The organism is uncultured Oscillibacter sp., assembly GCF_900546705.1.
Taxonomy (GTDB): Bacteria; Bacillota; Clostridia; order Oscillospirales; family Oscillospiraceae; genus Oscillibacter.
Genome location: NZ_URDP01000005.1, coordinates 54,082 through 75,490, shown reverse-complemented (window position 1 = coordinate 75,490; position 21,409 = coordinate 54,082). Strand labels below are relative to the sequence as shown.

Below are 21,409 nucleotides of genomic sequence, written 5' to 3'. Positions count from 1 at the left end.
GCTCCGACGCCTTCTTCCCCTTCGGCGACAACGTGGAGCGGGCCCGCAAGTCCGGGGTCCAGTACATCGCCGAGCCCGGCGGCTCCATCCGGGACGACCACGTCATCGAAACCGCCGACAAGTACGGTATGACCATGTGCTTTACCGGCATGCGGCTGTTCCACCACTGACTCGTCGCAAGCTGCGGATCGCCAGTGCCCGGGCGATGCCCGAGCCCTGGTTCCCTCCGCTGCTCCTCGTTTTCCGACCCAAACGCTCCGCTGGTTTGCGTCGGAGGGGGACAGGGGATGCGCCGCAAGCTGCGCCCTCGCCAGTGCCCGGGCTGTGCCCGAGCCCTGGTTCCCACCACCAGTGACATCGGTCACTGGTGAACGCCGCCCCAGGCGGCTGAGTCAAAGTATGTTCGCCACGTACACGCCGCGGCGAACATGATTGAATACTGCCTTCGGCAAATCGCCCAAGGCGGCATCATTTTCCCGGCCTTGCCTGGGGCCGGTGAGCAGGATAGTAGGAGGAGTGAACTATGAAACTTCTGGTCGTGGGCGGCGGAGGCCGCGAGCACGCCATCATCAAAAAGCTCCGGGAAAACCCGGAGGTGGAGACCATCTACGCCCTGCCCGGCAACGGCGGCATCGCCGCCGACGCCGTGTGCGTGCCCCAGATCGGGGCCAAGGACATCGGCGCCATTGTGGACTTCGCCGCAAGCCACCAGGTGGACTTCGCCGTGGTGGCCCCGGACGACCCCCTGGCCCTGGGCTGCGTGGACGCCCTCCACGATGCGGGCATCCCCTGCTTCGGCCCCGACGCCAAGGCCGCCCGCATCGAGTCCAGCAAGGTCTTTTCCAAAAACCTCATGAAAAAGTACGGCATCCCCACCGCCGACTATCAGGTTTTCCACGACCCCAAAGAGGCCATGGCCTATCTGGAGAACGCCTCCTTCCCCATCGTCATCAAGGCCGACGGTCTGGCCCTGGGCAAGGGCGTGCTGATCCCCCGGAACCTGGACGAGGCCCGCGACGCCGTCAAGACCATCATGGAGGATAAAGCCTTCGGCGACTCCGGCAACGAGATCGTCGTCGAGCAGTTCCTCACCGGCCCGGAGGTCAGCGTCCTGGCCTTCACCGACGGCACCGCCATCCGTCCCATGGTCTCCTCCATGGACCACAAGCGGGCCGGGGACGGCGACACCGGCCTCAATACCGGCGGCATGGGCACCGTGGCCCCCAACCCCTGCTACACTCCGGCCATCGCCCAGGTGTGTATGGACACCATCTTCCTGCCCACCCTGGCGGCCATGCGGGCCGAGGGCTGCCCCTTCAAGGGCTGTCTCTACTTCGGCCTCATGCTCACCCCCGACGGCCCCAAGGTCATCGAGTACAACTGCCGCTTCGGCGACCCGGAGACCCAGGTGGTGCTGCCCCTTTTGAAAACGGACCTTCTCACCGTCATGCAGGCGGTGGAGAACGAAACCCTGGGGGAGTTGGACGTGGAGTGGTCCGACGGCGCCGCCGCCTGCGTCATTCTGGCCTCCGGCGGCTACCCCGCCCACTACGAAAAAGGCAAGCCCATCACCTTCCCCGCCGCCTTCCCGGCAAACGTCACCTGCTACCACGCCGGCGACAAGCTGGAGGGCGATACCCTGGTCACCAGCGGCGGCCGGGTGCTGGGCATCACCGCCGCGGCGCCCACGCTGCGTCAGGCCCTGGCCGACGCCTACGCCGCCGCGGACACCGTCTCCTTTGAGGGAAAATACCTGCGCCATGACATCGGCCGCCGGGCTCTGGCGGCATTGGAGGGACAGTAAATGGTACGACGTGTATATGTTGAAAAAAAGCCCCGCCTGCGCCAGGAGGCCGCGGGGCTCTATCAGGAGCTGCGGACGCTGGTGGGCCTCACCCATCTGACCGGTCTGCGGCTTTTGAACCGCTATGACGTGGAGGGTCTGGACGAGGAGACCTTCACCCGGGCCGTGCAGACCGTGTTCTCCGAGCCCCAGGTGGACGACGTGTCCGCCGCCCTGCCCGCTCAGGACGGCGTGGCCTTCGCCGTGGAGTACCTGCCCGGTCAGTTCGACCAGCGGGCCGACTCCGCCCGGGCCTGCATCCAGCTCATGACCCAGGGGGAGCGGCCCATGGTCCGCACCGCCAAGGTATACCTGCTCTCCGGGGAGCTGACTCCCGATGACGTGGAGAAGGTCAAGCACTACGTCATCAACCCCGTGGAGGCCCGGGAGGCCAGCTTGGAGCCGGTCACCTCCCTGGCCATGGAAGTGACGGAGCCCGAGCCCCCCGACGTGCTGCGGGGCTTCATCGCCATGGGCGACCGGACGCTGGAGGACCTGATTGCCACGCTGAGCCTTGCCATGGACGTGGACGATCTCAAGTGCTGCCGGGCCTACTTCGCCAAGGAGGGCCGGGACCCCACCATCACGGAGCTGCGGATTCTGGACACCTACTGGTCCGACCACTGCCGCCACACCACCTTCTCCACGGTGCTGACGGACCTTTCCTTTGACGACCCCGCCGCAAAGGCCGCCTACGAGCGCTACCTGGCCGTCCGGGAGGCAACGAACGCCGGGGAAAAGCCCGTCACCCTCATGGACATGGCCACCCGGGGCGCCAAGTACCTGAAAAAGACCGGGGCCCTGACGGACCTGGACGAGTCCGAGGAGATCAACGCCTGCACGGTGAAGATCGACGTGGACGAGGATGGGGAGAAAAAGCCCTGGCTGCTGCTCTTTAAAAACGAGACTCACAACCACCCCACGGAGATCGAGCCCTTCGGCGGCGCGGCCACCTGCATCGGCGGCGCCATCCGGGACCCCCTGGCGGGCCGGGGCTACGTGTACCAGGCCATGCGCGTCACCGGCGCGGCGGACCCCCGCACACCCCTTTCCAAGACGCTGCCCGGCAAGCTCCCCCAGCGCAAGATCGTCACCGCCGCCGCCAACGGCTACAGCTCCTACGGAAACCAGATCGGCCTTGCCACCGGCTTGGTGGACGAGATCTACCACAAGGGCTACGCCGCCAAGCGCATGGAGATCGGCGCCGTGGTGGGCGCCGTGCCCGCGGGCAACGTCCGCCGGGAGACCCCCGTCCCCGGAGACGTGGTGATTTTGCTGGGCGGCCGCACCGGCCGGGACGGCATCGGCGGCGCCACCGGCTCCTCCAAGCGCCACGATACCCAGTCCGTTTCCACCTGCTCGGCGGAGGTCCAGAAGGGCAACGCCCCCGAGGAGCGCAAGCTCCAGCGGCTGTTCCGCTGCGGCGAGGCCGTAAAGCTCATCAAGCGGTGCAACGACTTCGGCGCCGGCGGCGTATCCGTGGCCGTGGGCGAGCTGGCCGACTCCCTGGACATCGATCTGAACAAGGTCACCAAGAAATATGAGGGCCTGGACGCAACCGAGCTGGCCATCTCCGAGTCCCAGGAGCGCATGGCCGTGGTGGTGGACCCCGGCGACGCCGACCGCTTCATGGCCCTGGCCCACCAGGAGAACCTGGAGGCCACCGTGGTGGCCGTGGTCACCGACACGGGCCGCATGGTCATGCGCTGGAACGGCCGCACCGTGGCGGACCTCTCCCGGGCCTTCCTCAACACCAACGGCGCGTCCAAGCGTGCCGCGGCCGCCGTGGACGCCCCCCGTCCGGCCAAGTCCGTGCCCGTCACCAACTTCCACGACACCCTCATGACCCTGGCCGGCGATCTGAACCTCTGCTCGAGACAGGGCCTTTGCGAGCGGTTCGACTCCACCATCGGTGCAGGGAGCGTGGTGATGCCCTTCGGCGGCAAGTACCAGCGCACCCCCACCCAGTCCATGGCGGCAAAGCTCCCCGTGCTGGGCCACGACACCACCACCTGCTCCATCATGGCCTGGGGCGGCGACCCCCACGTCATGGAGGAGAGTCCCTACCGGGGCGCCTACCTGGCCGTGGCCGAGTCCGTGGCCAAGGTCATCGCCGCCGGCGGCTCCCGCCGCAAGTGCTGGCTCACGTTCCAGGAGTACTTTGAAAAGCTGGGTGCCGCCCCCCGCCGCTGGGGCAAGCCCGTGGCCGCCCTGCTGGGCGCTCTCTCTGCCCAGCTGGACCTCCAGTGCGCCGCCATCGGCGGCAAGGACTCCATGTCCGGCTCCTTCAACGACCTGGACGTGCCCCCCACCCTGGTGTCCTTCGCCGTGTCCCTGGGCACCACGGACCGCATCCTCTCCGATGAATTCAAGGCCCCCGGCCACAAGGTCTATCTCCTGGCCCCCCAGGTGGGCGAGGACGGCAACCTGGTCCCTGAGAGCCTGGTGGAAACCCTGGACGCGGCCGAGGCGGCCATCGCCTCCGGCAAGGTGGTCTCCGCCTCCGTGGTGGGCTACGGCGGCATCGCCGTGTCCGTCATGAAGTCCTGCCTTGGCAACGGCCTGGGCTTCTCCTTCACCGACGCGTTTTTGCCCGCCGACCTCTTCGCCCGCCGTCCGGCAGCCCTTTTGCTGGAGGTGACGGAGGACCTGGATACCGGCGTGTGCGTGGGCGTCACCAACGGAAGCGGCTCCATCTGCTGCGAGTGCGAGTCCGTGACCCTCTCCGAGCTCTCCGGACCCTACGACGCCACGTTGGAGTCCATCTTCCCCATGAAAACGCCGACCGACCCCGAGACGGTGCCCGTGCTGGAGGCCCCGGCCTTCTCCCGCCCCGCCCCCAAGGCGGGGGTGCGGCGGCCCCGGGTGCTCATCCCCGTGTTCCCCGGCACCAACTGCGAATACGACAGCGCCCGGGCCGTGGAGCGGGCCGGTCTGGAGCCCCGGATCCTGGTGCTGGGCAACCAGTCCCCCGCGGACGTGGCCGACTCCGCCGCCCGCTTCGCCGCCCAGGCCCGGGAAAGCCAGATCATCTTCCTGCCTGGCGGCTTTTCCGGCGGCGACGAGCCCGACGGCTCCGGCAAGTTCATCACCGCCTTCTTCCGCAACCCGGCGGTGTCCGACGCCACAAACGACCTGCTCAAAAACCGGGACGGGCTGATGCTTGGCATCTGCAACGGCTTCCAGGCCCTCATCAAGCTGGGCCTCGTGCCCTTCGGCGAGATCCGGGACATGGACGATACCTGCCCCACCCTCAGCTACAACGTGATCGGCCGCCACCAGTCCAAAATCGTCCGCACCCGCATCGCCTCCAACCGCTCCCCCTGGCTGAGCCGGATGCAGGTGGGCCAGATCGTCAGCGTGCCCATCTCCCACGGCGAGGGCCGGTTCCTGTGCCCGCCGGAGCTCCTTGCCCAGCTGGCGGAGAACGGACAGATCGCCACCCAGTACGTGGACCTTGCCGGTGCGCCCACCATGGACGTTGCCTTCAACCCCAACGGCTCCGTGTGGGCCGTGGAGGGCATCACCTCCCCCGACGGCCGCGTCCTGGGCAAGATGGGCCACGCCGAGCGGGTGGGCCCCGGCCTTTACCAGAACGTACCAGGCGACTACGAGCTGCATCTGTTCGACGCCGCCCGGGACTATTTCAACATTTAAGTTGCTTTTCCACAAAAATGTGGTAACATAGTACCAATATTTCGAAACGAGGTGGCCTCATGGCATATTATTTCAGTGAACCGTCCCATACCTTCAGCGAATACCTCCTGGTGCCCGGCTACTCTTCCTCCGAGTGCATCCCCACCAACGTCTCCCTCAAGACGCCGGTGGTCAAGTTCAAAAAGGGTGAGGAGTGCCCCCTGACCATGAACGTGCCCATGGTCTCCGCCGTGATGCAGTCCGTCTCCGGCGAACAGATGGGCATCGCCCTGGCCAAAGAAGGCGGCATCGCCTTCATCTACGTCTCCCAGCCCATCGATCAGCAGGCGGAGATGGTCCGCAAGGTGAAAAACTACAAGGCGGGCTTCGTCACCAGCGACTCCAACCTGCGCCTGGGCGACACCCTGGCCGACGTGCTGGCCCTCAAGGAGCGCACCGGCCACTCCACCATGGCCGTCACCGACGACGGCACCGGCACCGGCAAGCTGCTGGGCCTTGTCACCAGCCGGGACTACCGGGTCAGCCGCATGGACCCCGCCACCCCCGTCAGCGAGTTCATGACCCCGGTGGAGAAGGTCATCTCCGCCCCCGAGGGCACCAGTTTGAAGGTGGCCAACGACATCATCTGGGACCACAAGCTCAACGCCCTGCCCATCCTCTCCGAGGACGGCCATCTGGTGAGCTTCGTGTTCCGCAAGGACTACGACTCCCACAAGGGCAACCCCCTGGAGCTGCTGGACTCCCAGAAGCGCTACGTGGTGGGCGCCGGCATCAACACCCGGGACTACGCCGAGCGGGTGCCCGCCCTGGTGGAGGCCGGCGTGGACGTGCTGGTCATCGACTCCTCCGAGGGCTACTCCGAGTGGCAGCTGCGCACCCTCAAGTGGATCCGCGAGCACTACGGCGACACCGTGAAGGTGGGCGCCGGCAACGTGGTGGACGGCGAGGGCTTCCGCTTCCTGGCGGACGCAGGCGCCGACTTCGTCAAGATCGGCATCGGCGGCGGCTCCATCTGCATCACCCGTGAGACCAAGGGCATCGGCCGGGGCCAGGCCACCGCCGTCATCGACGTGGCTGCCGAGCGGGACAAGTACTTTGAGGAGACGGGCATCTACGTGCCCATCTGCGCCGACGGCGGCATCGTCCAGGACTACCACATCACCCTGGCGCTGGCCATGGGCGCCGACTTCTGCATGCTGGGCCGGTACTTCTCCCGGTTCGACGAGTCCCCCACCAGCAAGGTCCTCATCGGCGGCAGCTACATGAAGGAGTACTGGGGCGAGGGCAGCGCCCGTGCCCGCAACTGGCAGCGCTACGATCTGGGCGGCGCCGCCAAGCTCTCCTTCGAAGAGGGCGTGGATTCCTACGTGCCCTACGCCGGCGCCCTGAGCGACGGCATGGCCACCACCTTGGCCAAGGTGCGCTCCACCATGTGCAACTGCGGCGCGCTGACCATCCCCGAGCTGCGGGAAAAGGCCAAGCTGACGCTGGTGTCCGCCGTGTCCATTGTGGAAGGCGGCGCCCACGACGTGCTCTTGAAGGACACCACCAACTCCGGCAACCGGAACTAAAGTTCTGACGCACTTTCCGCCGCCTTCCACCTCCGCGCACGGCGCGTCCAAGCATGGCCGCCTGCGGCCATCTTGAACCGGGCGGGCTCCGCCTGCCCGGTTGGCTCTCATGCGGGGTCCCCGCGGAACTCGTTCCGTGGGGTGCGGCGGCGCCCACGACGTGCTGCTGAAGGACACCACCAACTCCGGCAACCGGAACTAAGTTCCCGGACACACCGCCCGCCGCCTGCGGCGGCGGCAATGAAAAAGCGGCGGCCCGCACGGCCGCCGCTTTCGTCGTTTTCTCTGTAATTTAATCGTTTTTCTTTTAACTTTTCTGAAAAGGGTTGTATTTTTTTCACAAAGTCTTATAATGGGGTACACCTTAGTAGACAAACAGGAGCGTTCAAAATCATGGATCACAAACCTCGTATTTTGGTGGTGGGCAGCTTCGTCATGGACGTGATCGCCACCACGGAGCGGGTGCCCGCCTCCGCTCAGACTGTATACGGTAAATCCTTCCATATGGCGCCCGGCGGCAAGGGCGCCAACCAGGCCCTCCAGTGCGCCCGACTGGGGGCTCAGGTCACCATGATGGGCTGCGTGGGCGACGACCTGTTCGGCCAGTCCCTGCTGGAGACGCCCCGCCATGACGGCGTGGACGTGAGCCATGTGCTGGTGCGCCAGGGCGTCTGGTCCGGCGTGGGCCACGTGACGCTGGAGGTCACCGAGCACACCGCCCAGAACCGCATCATCGTCATCCCCGGCGCCAACCGCACCCTCACCGTGGAGGACGTGGCCTGGATTCGCCCGGAGATCGGCACCTACGACATGGTGCTGCTGCAGCTGGAGGTGCCCATCGAGGTCAACCGGGCCGTGGCCCGCTGGGCCCGGGAGGCGGGCGTGCCCGTCATGCTCAACCCGGCTCCCGCCACCGACCTGGACGACGAGCTCATCAGCCTGGTCAGCTACCTGACCCCCAACGAGCAGGAGGCCTCCGCGGAGACGGGACTGCCCCTGCGCCGGGACGAGCACGGCGCGCTGTACCCGGAGGATTTGGAGGCCATCGCCCGGTCGCTGTACCGCCGGGGCGTGGAACACGTGATCGTCACCCTGGGCAGCCAGGGCTCCGCCGTGGTGCGGGGCGGGGACGTTGCCTACGTGCCCTGCGTCCGCATGCCCCACGTGGCCGACCCCACCGCCGCCGGGGACTCCTTCGTGGGCGCCCTGGCCGTGGGACTCACCGCGGGCCTTTCTCAGGAGGCGGCGCTGACCTTCGCCAGCCACACCGCCGCCATCACCGTCTCCCGCATGGGCGCCATGCCCTCCCTGCCCACCCTGGACGAGGTGTGCGCCCTGCTGAAAGAGCGGAACTGCGACGCCTTCCCCCTCTCCAGTCTGGACGTGCTCCGATAAGCAAAGCCGCCGCCCTGATGGGCGGCGGCTTGTTGTTTTTCCACTCACTCCAGCGGCGTCAGCTCGCCGGTCTCCGTGTTGATGACGTAGCCCCGGATGGTCACGTCGGCGGGCATGAGGGGATGGTGGCGCAGCAGATCCACCGTCTCCGCCACGGAGCACTCCACCGTGTCGAAGCCCCGGAGCCAGGCCTCAAAGTCGATGCCGCAGTAGCGCATCATGTCGATGTGGTCCCGGGACACGCCCCGCTCGATGAGGTGGCGGATCATCATGTCCGCGTTGATGTGGGCCACGCCGCAGTCCGTGTGGCCGATGACCATCACTTCCTCCACCCCCAGCTCCACGATGCCCACCAGGAGGCTCCGCACGGCGCTGTCGAAGGGGCCGGTAATCATGCCGCCGGCGTTTTTGATGAGCTTCACATCCCCGTTTTTGATGCCCAGGGCCGCCGGCAGCAGCTCCACCAGGCGGGTGTCCATACAGGTGAGGATGGCAATTTTCTTGTCCGGGTACTTGCTGGTGGCAAAGCGCTTGTAGGCGCCGCTTTTGACAAATTCCCGGTTATAGGCAAGCATCTCGTCGATCATGGAGGAATTTCCTTTCTTTTTTGGTCTTGTTTTCCATTATGGGGGATAAGAGGTGAAATTTCAACCATGTTATGATAGAATTGCTTTGTTTGAACGCCGGGCAAACGGCCCGGCCCACCCAAAATCGCCAAGGAGGGACCCTATGCAGCCAACGGTCAGCATCATCGTGCCGGTCTACAACGCGGAAAAGACGCTGGAGCGGTGCGTGGACAGTATTTTGAACCAGTCCTTTGAGGACTTCGAGCTCTTTTTGGTGGACGACGGCAGCACCGACGGCTCCGGCGCCCTGTGCGACGCCTACGCCGCCCGGGACGGCCGGGTGCAGGTGTTCCACCAGGAAAACGCCGGCGTGTCCGCCGCCCGGAACCTGGCGCTGGACCACGCCGGGGGCGAGTACCTGCAATTTCTCGACAGCGACGACTGGATCACCCCCGACGCCACCGTCTCCCTGGTCCGCTCCGCCCGGGAGCACCAGTGCGACCTGGTCATCGCCGACTTCTACCGGGTGTGCGGGGAGCGGGTGTCCCACAAGGGGGACATCGACGAGGACGCCGTGCTCTCCCGGGAGGAGTACGCCGCCCACATGATGGAAAACCCCGCCGACTTCTACTACGGGGTGCTGTGGAACAAGCTCTACCGGCGGGACATCGTCGCCGCCCACCACCTGCGGATGGACCCGGAGATCAGCTGGTGCGAGGACTTCATGTTCAACCTGGAGTACATCCGCCACGCCCAGCGGTTCTACGCCCTCCAGGTGCCCATCTACTACTACGTCAAGACCAAGGGCTCCCTGGCCTCCCAGAGCCTGAGCATCACCAAGACCGTGCGCATGAAGCTGACGGTCTTTGAGTACTACCACCAGTTCTTCAAAACCGTGCTGGACGAGGAGGAGTACGAGAAAAGCCGCCTAAAGGTCTACCGCTTTCTGGTGGACGCGGCGGGGGACGGGGGCGTGCCCCCCACCATTCTCCCCGGCGCCACGAAGCTTGGCAACGAGCGGCTCCAGGTGTGCCCGGAGCTGCTGGAGGGCCGGAGCCTCCTCCACGACGCCTTCCGCCGCCGCAAGCTCCTGGACCGCTTTTTGGAGACGGTGGCCCTCAAGCACGATTTGTCCCTGGCGGAGGTGCGGCTGCTTCTCTATCTAAGGCAGGTGGACTTCCCCGCCGACCGCCGGACCCTGGCGGACTTTGCCGGCGTCTCCCGCAGCGCCTTCACGGTGCTCTCTCAGCGGCTGGCCGCCAAGGACCTTGTCCGGCTGGAGGACGTGCGGAGCAAAGACGAGACCAAGCGGGTGCGCGTCACGTTCCCGCCCCAGTGCCGCCCGGTCCTGTCCGACCTGGCCCAGGCCCTGGCCGACTGCCGCCGGGCCGCCGAGGCGGGCTTCACCACGGAGGAGTGCGGCCAGTACCGCCTCCTCAGCGGCAAGCTCCAGGAGAGCATCCGCCGCGCCCTGTGAGCGCTTGTCTTTCCCGGGAAATATGATATGATAGATGCATCACATTGAATAAGGAGGATCTCCCATGGCTACGCAGCAACTTCTGATGCAGCAATTGCAGTATCACAACAGCTTCTACCTCTATGAGGAATCCTGCATTCTCGACTCCATCCGCCGCCTCCAGGACAACTTCCCCGGCGCCCGGTTCCTCTACTCCATGAAGTGCAACCCCGCCGGACGGGTGCTGGACACCGTGTTCGCCCAGGGCCTGGGGGCCGACGCCGCCAGCCTGGGGGAGGTGGACGCCGCCTGGAAGCGGGGCCTGGACGCCGGACGCATCTACTTCTCCGCCCCCGCCCGGACGGAAGCGGACCTGCGCTCGGCCTGGGGCCGGTGCGTCCTCATCGCCGACAGCCTCCACGAGCTGGACATGATCCGCCGCATCGGCGCGGAAAAGGGCGAGACGCCCGCCATCGGCGTGCGCATCAACCCGGAGTTCACCTTCGCCGCCGACGAGGGCGTGGCCGGCAAGTTCGGCATCGACGAGGAGGACCTGTGGAACGCTGACCTTTCCGGCCTGGACATCGTGGGCATCCACGTCCACGCCAAGAGCCAGGAGCTCTCCGCCGACGTGCTGGCCCACTACTACGAAAATATGTTCGCCCTCATCGACCGGGTGCAGGCGCGCCTGGGCGTCACGCTGCGCTTTGCCAACTTCGGCTCCGGCCTTGGCATCCCCTTCGCCCCCGGCGAGGAGCCGCTGGACGTGGAGTCCCTGGGCCGCCGGTTCCAGGCCATGCGCACCCGGTGCGCCGAGGCCTGGCCGGGGCTGGAGATCCTCATTGAGAGCGGCCGCTACGTGGTGGGCAAGAGCGGCACCTACGTCACCCGGGTGCTGGACAAGAAGGTGTCCCACGGCAAGACCTTCGTGCTGCTCTGCGGCACTCTCAACGGCTTCGCCCGTCCCGCCGTGGGCGAGATGGTCCGGACCATGACCGACCACCCCTTCCCCTGCGAGCCCATCTTCACCCACGTCCACGCCTCCGACCTGATCCCCCTGACGGATCATACGGACACGGAGACCGTCACCCTGGCGGGCAACCTGTGCACCTCCGCGGACATCATCGCCCGGGACGTGACGCTTCGGCGCCTGGAGATCGGCGACGGTCTGGCCCTGGACAACGCCGGCTGCTACGCCGCCGTCATGACCCCCATGCAGTTCGCCTTCCTGACCCCGCCCGCCCAGCTGTTTTTAACCGCCGACGGCCGCGTGATGGAGGCGTGAGCACCTTACCCTGAACTTTGCGGGCCGGTACTCTGCCGGCCAATTGGAGGAAGAAACCTTGGATTTGTTGGAATTTTTGCGCCAGGAGGGCGTCAGTGAGCGGATCGTCCGGGAGATCGAGCACTTCCGTGCCCAGTGGCCCGCCCAGGGCCCCCTGGCCGACCGGGTGCCCGTGCCCCGGTACTTCTACTACGGAAAAGACATCTGGGAGGAGGCCGCCACCGCCCTGCTGTGCGGCGAGAATTTGCTGCTGGTAGGCCCCAAGGCCACCGGCAAGAACGTGCTGGCCGAGAACCTGGCCGCCGCCTTCGGCCGCCCCAGCTGGGACGTGTCCTTCTACATCAACACCGACTCCGCCACCCTCCTTGGCACCGACACCTTCGCCGACGGCGCCGTGTCGCTGCGCAAGGGCCCCATCTACCAGTGCGCCGAGTGCGGCGGCTTCGGGGTGCTGGACGAGATCAACATGGCCAAAAACGAGTCGTTGGCCGTGCTCCACGCCACGTTGGACTTCCGCCGGTGCATCGACATGCCCGGCTACAGCCGCATCCGCCTCCACGACGCCACCCGCTTCATCGCCACCATGAACTACGGCTACGCCGGCACCCGGGAGCTCAACGAGGCCCTGGCCTCCCGCTTCGTGGTGCTGGATATGCCCGCCATCTCCCAGGAGGGCCTCATCAAGCTGCTGTGCCGGGAGTTCCCCCACCTGAAGAAGGCCTACGCCGAGCAGTTCGCGGGCCTCTTCCAGGACATCCAGAAAAAGTGCGACGGCGGGGAGCTTTCCACAAAGCCGCTGGACCTGCGGGGCCTGGTGGCCTCCGTACGGCTCATGGACACGGGCCTGGAGGGCAACCGGGCGCTGGAGCTGGGCATCGTCAACAAGTCCTTCGACGACTTTGAAAAGCAGCTGGTCACCGACGTGATCCGCGCCCGCCTGCCCGAGACACTGGCCCGTGAGGATGTGTTTGACTGATGGAGATCCCCGAACGTGAAAAACGGCGGGCCCGCAACCTCATCTGGAACGCCGCCGGGGAGTACGGCTACGAGCCGGACTTCAAGGCCTACGACGCCCAGGGCCGGGCCGACCTCTATTGGAACAGCATCATCGGCGCCGCCCGGAAGGCCTACGGCGCCGACACCCTGACCCGCCTCTTCGCCGCCATCCACGGCAGCGCCCGGGAGTCCCTCTTCGAGCAGCTTCTCTGGCTGGGCATGGAGAACGCCGTCTACCAGCGGGAGGCCGCCCACCGGCCCGCCCTGCCGTCATTGCGCCGGTCCTACGCCCGGCAGGTGCTGGCCAACAACCGCGGCGCCGCCACCCAGCTGGACGTGCTGGAGGACGCCCACTTCCGCCGGGCCCTGGGCCTGGAGGCGGAGCTGACCCCCTGGGACCGCAAGCTCCTGGATGCCCTGGAGTTCCCTCCGGACTGGGACGGCCAGGCCCTGACGGACCACGCCCTGGAGCTGCTGCACACCTGGTTTGGCTTTGTGCCCGGCCAGGAGCAGCCGGCCAAAAAGCCCCGGCGGCGGTTTTTGCTCTTCGGCCGCCGGGGAGACCTTGCCGCCCTGCCGGCGGTGCGGACCTTCGGCCACGGCTTCGGCGAGCACCTGTCCCAGGGAGGCGGGGAGAACACCCAGCCCACGCAGCGCCGCCTGACGGACAAGAACGCCGCCCAGACGGAGGAGGCGCTGCGCAAGTACATCTCCGCCTGCTTCGGCGCCTCCTTCTACGACCCGGACACCACCGCCCGGCGGGAGCGGGAGCTGTGCGCCGACAGCCACCGTGGCTGCCACCTCTACTACGCCTCCGCCAGCGCCGACTACGACCCCCACCTGCGGGGGTACACGGCCACCCAGCGCAAGGCGGCCCTCAAGCAGATGGACGCCAACCGCACCGCCTACGCCGCCGACAGCCTGCGCCACCGCAACAGCATCCTCCGGCTCACCGCCCGCATCCGCAACGCCATGATGGCCTACCTCCAGCCGGAGGTGGTGCGCACGTCCTACGGCTCGTTGGACGGGGGCCGGGTGTGGCGGGGCGTGTACTTGAACGACGACAAGGTGTTCACCCACATCCAGCACTCGGACCCGGGGCAGCTGTGCGTGGACATTCTGCTGGACGCCTCCACCTCCCAGGTGCGGCGCCAGGAGGTGGTCTCCGCCCAGGGGTACATGATCGCCGAGAGCCTCAACCGCTGCGGCATTCCCGTCCGGGTGTCCTCCTACTGCTCCCTGAGCGGCTACACCATCCTGACTCGGTACCGGGATTACAATGAAGTGGACAAAAACGACAATATATTCAACTATTTCACCACCGGCTGCAACCGGGACGGCCTGGCCGTCCGGGCCATCTGCCGGGAGATGGCGGACGCTCCCTGCGAGCACCGCATCCTGATCCTCCTCTCCGACGCCAAGCCCAACGACGTGATCCAGATGGAGCAGTCGGGCCGGTACGTGGACTACGGCGGGGACAACGGCGTGCAGAACACCGCCGCGGAGGTCCGTGCCCTGACCCGGCAGGACATCTCCGTCATCTGCGTGTTCACCGGGGACGACGAGGACATCCCCGCCGCCCACACCATCTACGGCCGGAACTTCGCCCGCATCCGCTCGCTGGACCAGTTTGCCGACACGGTGGGCACCCTGATCCAGAATCAGATCCGGTCCTTGTAAAAAAAGGAAATTTATGATCTTGCATCCCGGCCGCCTCCGGCGTATCATAGGCAAAAAGGAGGCGATCCCATGAACCGTTTTGACATTCTCGTAGGGGACATCACCCGTTCCGACGCCGAAGCCATCGTCAATGCCGCCAACACCTCGCTGCTGGGCGGGTCCGGCGTGGACGGCGCCATCCACCGGGCCGCCGGTCCGGCGCTGCTGGAGGCCTGCCGGGCCCTGGGGGGCTGCGAGACCGGCAAGGCCAAGCTGACGCCGGGGTTCCGCCTCGCCGCCCGGTACGTGATCCACACGCCGGGCCCCGTCTGGCAGGGCGGCGGCATGGGCGAGCCCGCCCTGCTGGCCTCCTGCTACAAAAGCGCCCTGGCGGTGGCCGCCGCCCACGGCATCCGCACCGTGGACTTCCCCTCCATCTCCACCGGCATCTACGGCTACCCCCTGCCCCAGGCGTCTACCGTGGCCCTGAAGGCCATCATGGACTTTCTCCGCAGCCATGACCTGCCCCAGCGGGTACGCATGATCTGCCACACGGAGGCGGCCGCCGCCATTTACCGCCAGACCTGGAATTTGTGGTACGCCGAGGACAGGGACATGCGGCTGTGAGTGGAAGAAAACCGAATCAGAAAACGCAACAAGGCCGCGCCAGATGGCGCGGCCTTTTGTGTTGTCTTCTGCGGTGCCGGATGTGTGGGCTGCCGGATGCCGTCCGCAAGACGAAGAGCGCCCCCGGTGCAATGCACCGGGGGCGCTGGTTTGCGTTGGGGAAAATGGTTTACTTTCCGGCGATCTTCAGCTCTGTGACGGCGAGGAGCCCAGTGCCGGTATTCTCAATGGTCACCTTGCCGTCCGTGCCAGGCGTTACCTTGTAGAACATATCCGTGCTGGAGGTCACTGCCTTACCATTGATCGTACAGGCAGCACCGTCGGTGAGCAGCTTCAGGCCCACCTGAACATTCTGCGCAGAGGGATCCACCTCGAACACCAGAGTCTCATTTTGGCGCAGGTAGATCTCGTTCTTGGGGCCGTTGTCCAGAATGTCGATGGCCACATCGCCGTCCTCTGCATAGCTCAGCACCACGGCGGAAGCACCCTCGCCGCCGGTCTTGGCGTAGACCTGCGCCTTGGCGTTGGCCAGCTGATCCTTATACTTTTCGCTGTCAGACGCATCCAGGTTCAGCTGCACACGGAGCACCGCGTCGCGGAGCTCGGAGATCTCCGCGCCCGCCTCGGTATCAGCGCCATAGTAGCTATTGCCATCAGAGATTCCCAGAGGCTGATGCACCCGGAAGCCGTCCAGATACACCGGTTTGACCTCCTTGTTTTTGTCCGCCACATGGACGATCTCTACAGAATAGGTATCGTAGCTCAGCCCATCGATGCTGGCGATGGGGATGTTGTACGCCGTCACCGCCTGGTTCTCGGTGGCAGGGGTATCACCATTCTTCATGGCGGTGTCCACCGTCAGCAGCTTGATGAGCTTGCTGGCATCGTCATAGACCTTGATCATGACCACGCCGGTGCCGGTATTGCAGTTGGCGTAGATGTCCACGCCGGTGCCCGTGAAGGAGAAGCTGGCCGTGGAGCCGGCTGCATTGCTGGTAGCCTGGCTGCCATTGCTGGCGCCGGTCTCGCCGTCATACGCCGCGTCGTAGCCGTACACAGTACCAGCGCCCAGTTTGGAGGTAGTCTGATGCTTCGTACCCTTGCTAGGGTTACCGGTGAAGCCATCCAGATCCATGAAGCCCTCTTCGTAGTACACGGTGGAAGCGGGCACAAAGCCGATCCGGATATTCTGAGTACCTCCGCCGTTAAAGGTAATCTTTGCGGTGATGACCATCACTGCATCCATCACCCCATCGGGCTGGAAGGTGATGGATTTATCAGACTCCACCGTGGCCAGCGTCGTATCGGTCACTTCCACACTCTGCACCGTGCTCATATCTTCCACCAGATCCGACAGAGGCACGCTCACAGGCAGGCCGAAGTCCACCACATACTGATGTGCCAGCTTGCTGTCGTCGATCTGGTAGTGGAGGGTCAGCGTCTTGCCGTCTGCGGACAGCTCCGCTTTCACATACGTATAGAGGCCGCTGCGGTACTGGTCGGCAATACCTTCGCCCTGCAGCGTGGCCAGGTCCTTGTTGAAGGTCTGATGCACATTGGAGCTGTTGACCACATACGCATCATCGTCCAAGGTGAACGTTCCACCATTCTGAGGAACTTTAGAACTCTGCACCAGGGAATTGAAGAAAGTCTCATTGCCGGTGCCGCTGACCACCACCTGGGTGGAGTAGATGTTGTTGTTTGCGCTGTCGTCATACCAGACCACGTTCAGGTTGGTTTCCTTCTCAATGGGCTGGATATAGATCAGCACCAGCTTGGCCGTGTTCTTTTCAATCCAGGTAATGCCCATGGATGCGCCGTTGATCGTGGGAACACCGCCGTCAGATTCGTTCCAGTATTCCGTCTCATTGTACCACTGAGAGCCATTCTCCAACGTCTTCTTCTCCCAGGTGATGGAGTCGTCGGAATACCAAACATTCGCGGAGCTGTTTCCATTCCGTGTACCGTTCGTCACCGTGATTTTGGTGACCTCATAGTCATCGTTGTTCAGGGCGGCGAGAATGCCAATATTCCGGTTTTCCCAAAAGTTGAAGATCGTGGTGGAATTGCGATAAATCGCATCTTCTGCAGGAGAGAGCTTACCATCGGGGTACACCACCGCCACGGACAGCGCCACCTGACCCTTTTTTCCGCTGGTATCGGGTGTTGTTCCATTGGGATCGTAGCCCCAGTCCTTTGTGGTGGTAGTGACCTCCTGGGTGACGTCGGTAACCTGCAGATAGTAGGCTACCGCCTGATCGGTGGAGTAGAACCAGTGCCAGACGTTATCCTGGCCGTAATACTGCCAGGCGCTCTGTTCGGTGTTATACCGCACCCGGGTAAACACCTCGCCGTCAGCCGTCTCATCGTCACCGCCGTCACCGGTCTGGTGATTCTGTGCGTCCAGCCGCATGGCCTGCCAGAACATCACCTCTGTATCACTTCCGGTACGCACACCGTCAGCGGGTACCAAGTCCGCGATCTCCACGCCTTCGTCGGTAGAGGCTTGAACCATATTGATCGTCAGGCTCTGGGCTCCCCCTGCCGTTACCGTGCTGTTGGTGATCCAGTACTCCACCTTCAGAGTGCTCCCAGTGAGGGCGCCGGCAGGAGCCTGCTCTTCAACGGTGATATTGTACTTGATGTCGCCCACGATCACCGAGGTCTCGCCCGCGCTCTTACCGGTGATGGTGATGACGGTAGCTTTGCTTGCCTCGGTGGTCACTTTTTCATAGGCGCCAGCGGAAGTGCCGTAACCAAGGGTCCAATACTTATTCCATCCTTCATAATAACCTAGCGAAGCTCTATCGACATAAATGACGCCATCACTATAAGTACACCTAGAAGCTCTACTGCTTCGATCTGTCACCGCCAAGCCCCAGTCATTGCGCAGATAATATCCCTCGGCAGACAGGTGACCGCTCCCGTCATACGTCCACTGTGTAGCTTCTTCCAACTTGGTGGCATTGGTCAATTCGTCTCCGGAGAGGGTCAGGTAATTGCCGTTGCCGTCGCTGATATAATAGCTCTTTTCAGCAACGAGGGAATTTACCTTACTGGGGGTAGTACTGGCAGTAATCTCCTGATAGTCCACGTCTACTGTGGCAATGGATTCATCCAGATCACCCGAGACATTCCCTCTCAGATCAACATCCGAAACCGAATACGTAGTATTCTGGCCTACATTGAGGAGCACTTCCACCTGCGTGAGCTCCAGCGGCTGGGGATCTGCATACAGGCCCATGACGCTGAAGTGGGGGGCCCTAAAGGTATAGGAGGTGCCGTCCTCGCTGGGGGTGCCCTCAACGACCGTCACCGGCTCTTCCGCACCCTTGCCGTTGACCACGAAGCCGTGGATCTCCGCGTCCTCGTCCCAACCGGCGGGGACGGGGATGGTCACGTCGGCTTCGCCGGTATAAGGCTCGTCGCCCGCCATGGGCGTGATATCATAGGCTACATAGTCCACCTGCTCAGATTCCGCGGGCAGTGTGGTGACAGAGGGCACCGCCTCCACCGTAAGGCCGGTCAGGCCCGGGCCCGTCACGGCAATGGTGACCGACTCGTCTGCCTCCGTAGTCACCTCTGCGGTGACCGTAGCCTCCTCCTGCACTTCGGGAACCTCCGCAGGCTGGCCGTCCGCAGGCTGGCCGTCCGCAGGCTGGCCGTCCGCAGGCTGGCTGTCCGTGGGAGGAAGCTCAGGCAGCGGATCGGACGGCGCAGTGGCCGGGTCCTGGGGCACCGTCGTGTCGGGCTTCACTACGCCCTCGGGCGCCTCCGGCTTGGGCCCGTTCACATCCACGGTGGGGATGTTGGGGGTCTGACCTTCGCTGCCGTCGGGGTTGGTGTTGGTGTCGCCGCTGCCGGTCTGGCCGGCGGTGTCACCGCTGCCGGTCTGGCCGGTGGTGTCACCGGTATCGCCGGGCAGGGGTTTGAGGACGTCATCCAGGAAATCATCCAGAGGATCATCCTTTTCCGTCTCATCTTCAGCGCCGGGCGTGGTGGTCTCTGTGCCCGTCTCGCTGCCGCCGGGCGTAGTGGTCCCGGTACCTGCCTCGCCGGCGGCGGGCGTGGTGGTCCCGGCACCGTTTTCGGTACTCGGCGTGGTAGTCTCGGTACCCGTCTCACCGCCGCCGGGCGTGGTAGTCTCGGTGCCCTCGGTGCCGGTCACGCCCACGGCGGCCTCTGTGCCCGTCACGGCCGTCGGCTCCTGGGCCAGGGCCACGGTGGGCATGAGGCTCAGGATCAGGCAGAGGACCAGCACCAGGGACAGTCCCTTTTTCAGTCCGTGTCTTTTCACCATATTTCTCAACCTCCTCGGTTTTTTCATCTATCTCAACGCAAATCTCCGATTTGCAGAGTACGGGATTTTACGGGCCCCGCCGGTCCAGCTCCTGCCGGGCCAGGGTCTTCATGGCCTCCACCATGCGGCAAAGGTACCGGGGGATGCCCCCGGGACTGCCCGTCTCCGCCTGGGCCATGGCCGCGCAGGAGTGGCACAGGTCCCGGTCCGGACACTGGCCGCACACTCCCGACAGCCGCAGCTGGGCACTCCGCTCCGTCAGGGTCTGCCAGGCCTGGTCAAAGGACCCGTCCGCCAGATCCACCCGGGGCTCCGTCATCATGCCGCAGGGAGTGAGCCAGCCGTCCCAGGTGACCCAGAAGGCCGCCTTGCCCGCCCGGCAGCGGATGCGGCCGTCCACCGGGTCCACACAGGATTCGTCCAGACCCGGCGGGTCCGCGATGCCCCGCAGCACGTTTTGCAGATATTGTACATACGTCTCCTCCCCGTATTGCAGGCGGTAGCGCTCCATGTGCCGCCGGGCCGCCTCCTCCGGCGTGAACCGGTCGTTGCGGCCCACCTGGCCGGGGTCCCGCCGCATGGGGGGAAACATATAGGTATTGACTTCCAGAATCAGCGACCGCTCCCGGGCGTAGCGGATCATAGCCTCCAGATCCCCGGCGTTGTGGGGTGTCAGGGAGCAGTTGAGCTTGACCAGCACCCCCGCCTCCCGCAGGCCGCGGATGGCCCGGTCTACCCGGGTGAACATGCCGTCCGCCCGGCACAGGGACCGGTAGGTCTCATTGGAGGCGCCGTAGAGGGTGATGTTCAGCCGCGTGGGGGGCCGCGCCCGCAGCCGGGCAATGGCCGCCTCGTCGATGAGGGTGCCGTTGGTGTTGACGGTGAGCACGAAGCCCATGGCCGTCAATCGCTCGTAGAGCGGCCAGAAGTCCGGCCACAAAAACGGCTCCCCGCCGGTGAGCAGCAAATATAAAAGTCCCGCCGAGCGGGCCTGCTCCGCCAGCTCCAGCCACCGCGCCAGCGGCAGGGCCGGACGGCCGTGGGCCGCCACCTGCTGCGGCGTCATCCGCACGTAGCACATGCGGCAGGCAAGGTTGCACACCGGCGAGAGCTCGAACGTCCCGCTGAGGGGAATCCGGCTTTGGCTTGCCTTATGGAAGAGGTACTGCGTCAGCGGCGCCTCATAGCGAACTTCCTTCAAATCCACACACATTGTCCTCCTTCAGGACCTTTGCCAGGGTCTCCACCGCCTGCTCGTCCGGCGTGCACGCCAGGTGATACACCGGCACCCGGGCCGCCAGGGCCGCCAAGAGGCCGCTGGCCTGCTCCACGCACCCGCCGCTCCAGCTGTTGACCGTCAGATGGGGGTAGAGACGGCGGAACGCCTGGGCCGCCGTCAGTCTCCGAACCGAACACACCGGCGCCTGGGACAGCACCGCGATGGCCCCCAAGCGCCGCCGTTCATTGCAAAAGCACCGGGACGAGCCCGCGTAGGGAGAGCCCCAGGCCGTCCAGTCGGCCCCGTCCGGGCTCACCACCGTCCGGTCCCCGTTGAGAATCCGGGCGCCCCGGCGCTCCCAGAGGGACGCCTGGGTGGACTTGCCCACCCCCGAGGGACCGGAGAACAAAAGGCCCGTCTCCCCCGCCTCCACGAAGGCCGCGTGGAGGATCAGCCGCCCCCGCAGGAGGAGCTGCTCTTCCAGGGCAATGTGGGAGACGCAGTTGTGGGTCTCGGAGAAGTAGAGCCGGCTCCAGGGCAGATAGGCCACCTCCGCGCCCTCCGGCGTGGTGCGGCCCACCGCGTAGACCCGCCCGTCCTGGTCCCGGTAGCGCCGGAGGAAGCCCTCCGCCGTCCGCAGGACGGAAAAGGTCACCGTCTCGTACTCCGTCCGCCCGGCCGCCTCCGGCAGGACCGGCACCTCCCGGAACACCGCCCGGACCGTCCGGCTCCCCCCTCTGCCCAGAAAGGGACGGAAGTTGTCCGTACAGACGACCGGCAGCGGTGTCTCCAGCGTCACCGTCACGTCCGCCAGCGTGAACGACAGGGTATGCAC

Annotated in this window: 13 protein-coding genes and 1 pseudogene; 10 read left to right on the top strand and 4 right to left on the bottom strand. The window is 65.3% G+C overall.

The genetic code is table 11. The features are described 5' to 3' along the window. The 5 genes and pseudogenes from QZS13_RS02360 to QZS13_RS02340 form a co-directional block, all read left to right on the top strand. A pseudogene (locus QZS13_RS02360) lies at nucleotides 1–170 on the top strand (phosphoribosylaminoimidazolecarboxamide formyltransferase); the annotation flags it as partial. Nucleotides 171–523: 353 nt separating this feature from the next. Beyond that, the gene (gene purD, locus QZS13_RS02355; protein WP_295585036.1) at nucleotides 524–1,804 is read left to right on the top strand and encodes a phosphoribosylamine--glycine ligase; all 1,281 of its coding nucleotides are present in this window, start codon (nucleotides 524–526) and stop codon (nucleotides 1,802–1,804) included. Further along, nucleotides 1,805–5,500 (top strand): phosphoribosylformylglycinamidine synthase, encoded by a 3,696-nt coding sequence (locus QZS13_RS02350; protein WP_295585034.1) that lies wholly within the window; start codon nucleotides 1,805–1,807, stop codon nucleotides 5,498–5,500. Between the two features lie 59 nt (nucleotides 5,501–5,559). After that, nucleotides 5,560–7,071: an IMP dehydrogenase gene (locus tag QZS13_RS02345; protein WP_295585032.1), complete on the top strand. Its 1,512-nt coding sequence runs from the start codon at nucleotides 5,560–5,562 to the stop codon at nucleotides 7,069–7,071. 393 nt (nucleotides 7,072–7,464) lie between these two features. After that, on the top strand, nucleotides 7,465–8,466 hold the full coding sequence (locus tag QZS13_RS02340) for a ribokinase (RefSeq protein ID WP_295585030.1): 1,002 nt from the start codon (nucleotides 7,465–7,467) through the stop codon (nucleotides 8,464–8,466). Between the two features lie 44 nt (nucleotides 8,467–8,510). Here the strand turns inward: QZS13_RS02340 and QZS13_RS02335 are convergent, their stop codons facing one another. Further along, nucleotides 8,511–9,053 carry a carbonic anhydrase gene (locus QZS13_RS02335; RefSeq protein ID WP_295585028.1) on the bottom strand — a complete coding sequence of 181 codons (543 nt, stop codon included), beginning with the start codon at nucleotides 9,051–9,053 and terminating at the stop codon, nucleotides 8,511–8,513. A gap of 142 nt (nucleotides 9,054–9,195) precedes the next feature. Here QZS13_RS02335 and QZS13_RS02330 point away from each other — a divergent pair, with 142 nt between their 5' ends. The 5 genes from QZS13_RS02330 (at nucleotide 9,196) to QZS13_RS02310 (ending at nucleotide 15,055) form a co-directional block, all read left to right on the top strand. Beyond that, nucleotides 9,196–10,509: a glycosyltransferase gene (locus QZS13_RS02330; protein ID WP_295585026.1), complete on the top strand. Its 1,314-nt coding sequence runs from the start codon at nucleotides 9,196–9,198 to the stop codon at nucleotides 10,507–10,509. Nucleotides 10,510–10,573: 64 nt separating this feature from the next. Then, nucleotides 10,574–11,773: a diaminopimelate decarboxylase gene (locus tag QZS13_RS02325; RefSeq protein WP_295585024.1), complete on the top strand. Its 1,200-nt coding sequence runs from the start codon at nucleotides 10,574–10,576 to the stop codon at nucleotides 11,771–11,773. 58 nt (nucleotides 11,774–11,831) lie between these two features. Beyond that, nucleotides 11,832–12,749 carry an AAA family ATPase gene (locus QZS13_RS02320; protein ID WP_295585022.1) on the top strand — a complete coding sequence of 306 codons (918 nt, stop codon included), beginning with the start codon at nucleotides 11,832–11,834 and terminating at the stop codon, nucleotides 12,747–12,749. Continuing rightward, nucleotides 12,749–14,449: a hypothetical protein gene (locus tag QZS13_RS02315; RefSeq protein ID WP_295585020.1), complete on the top strand. Its 1,701-nt coding sequence runs from the start codon at nucleotides 12,749–12,751 to the stop codon at nucleotides 14,447–14,449. Before QZS13_RS02320 ends, QZS13_RS02315 begins: the two co-directional genes overlap by 1 nt. Before the next feature lie 69 nt (nucleotides 14,450–14,518). Continuing rightward, on the top strand, nucleotides 14,519–15,055 hold the full coding sequence (locus QZS13_RS02310; RefSeq protein ID WP_295585018.1) for an O-acetyl-ADP-ribose deacetylase: 537 nt from the start codon (nucleotides 14,519–14,521) through the stop codon (nucleotides 15,053–15,055). A 169-nt stretch (nucleotides 15,056–15,224) separates the two neighbouring features. Here QZS13_RS02310 and QZS13_RS02305 read toward each other — a convergent pair whose 3' ends face one another. From QZS13_RS02305 to QZS13_RS02295, 3 genes are all read right to left on the bottom strand, one after another. After that, complete coding sequence (locus tag QZS13_RS02305) at nucleotides 15,225–19,355, bottom strand: hypothetical protein (RefSeq protein WP_295585016.1); 4,131 nt, start codon at nucleotides 19,353–19,355, stop codon at nucleotides 15,225–15,227. A 67-nt stretch (nucleotides 19,356–19,422) separates the two neighbouring features. Next, nucleotides 19,423–20,562 carry a radical SAM protein gene (locus QZS13_RS02300; protein WP_295585014.1) on the bottom strand — a complete coding sequence of 380 codons (1,140 nt, stop codon included), beginning with the start codon at nucleotides 20,560–20,562 and terminating at the stop codon, nucleotides 19,423–19,425. After that, the gene (locus QZS13_RS02295) at nucleotides 20,537–21,409 is read right to left on the bottom strand and encodes a hypothetical protein (protein ID WP_295585012.1); all 873 of its coding nucleotides are present in this window, start codon (nucleotides 21,407–21,409) and stop codon (nucleotides 20,537–20,539) included. Before QZS13_RS02295 ends, QZS13_RS02300 begins: the two co-directional genes overlap by 26 nt.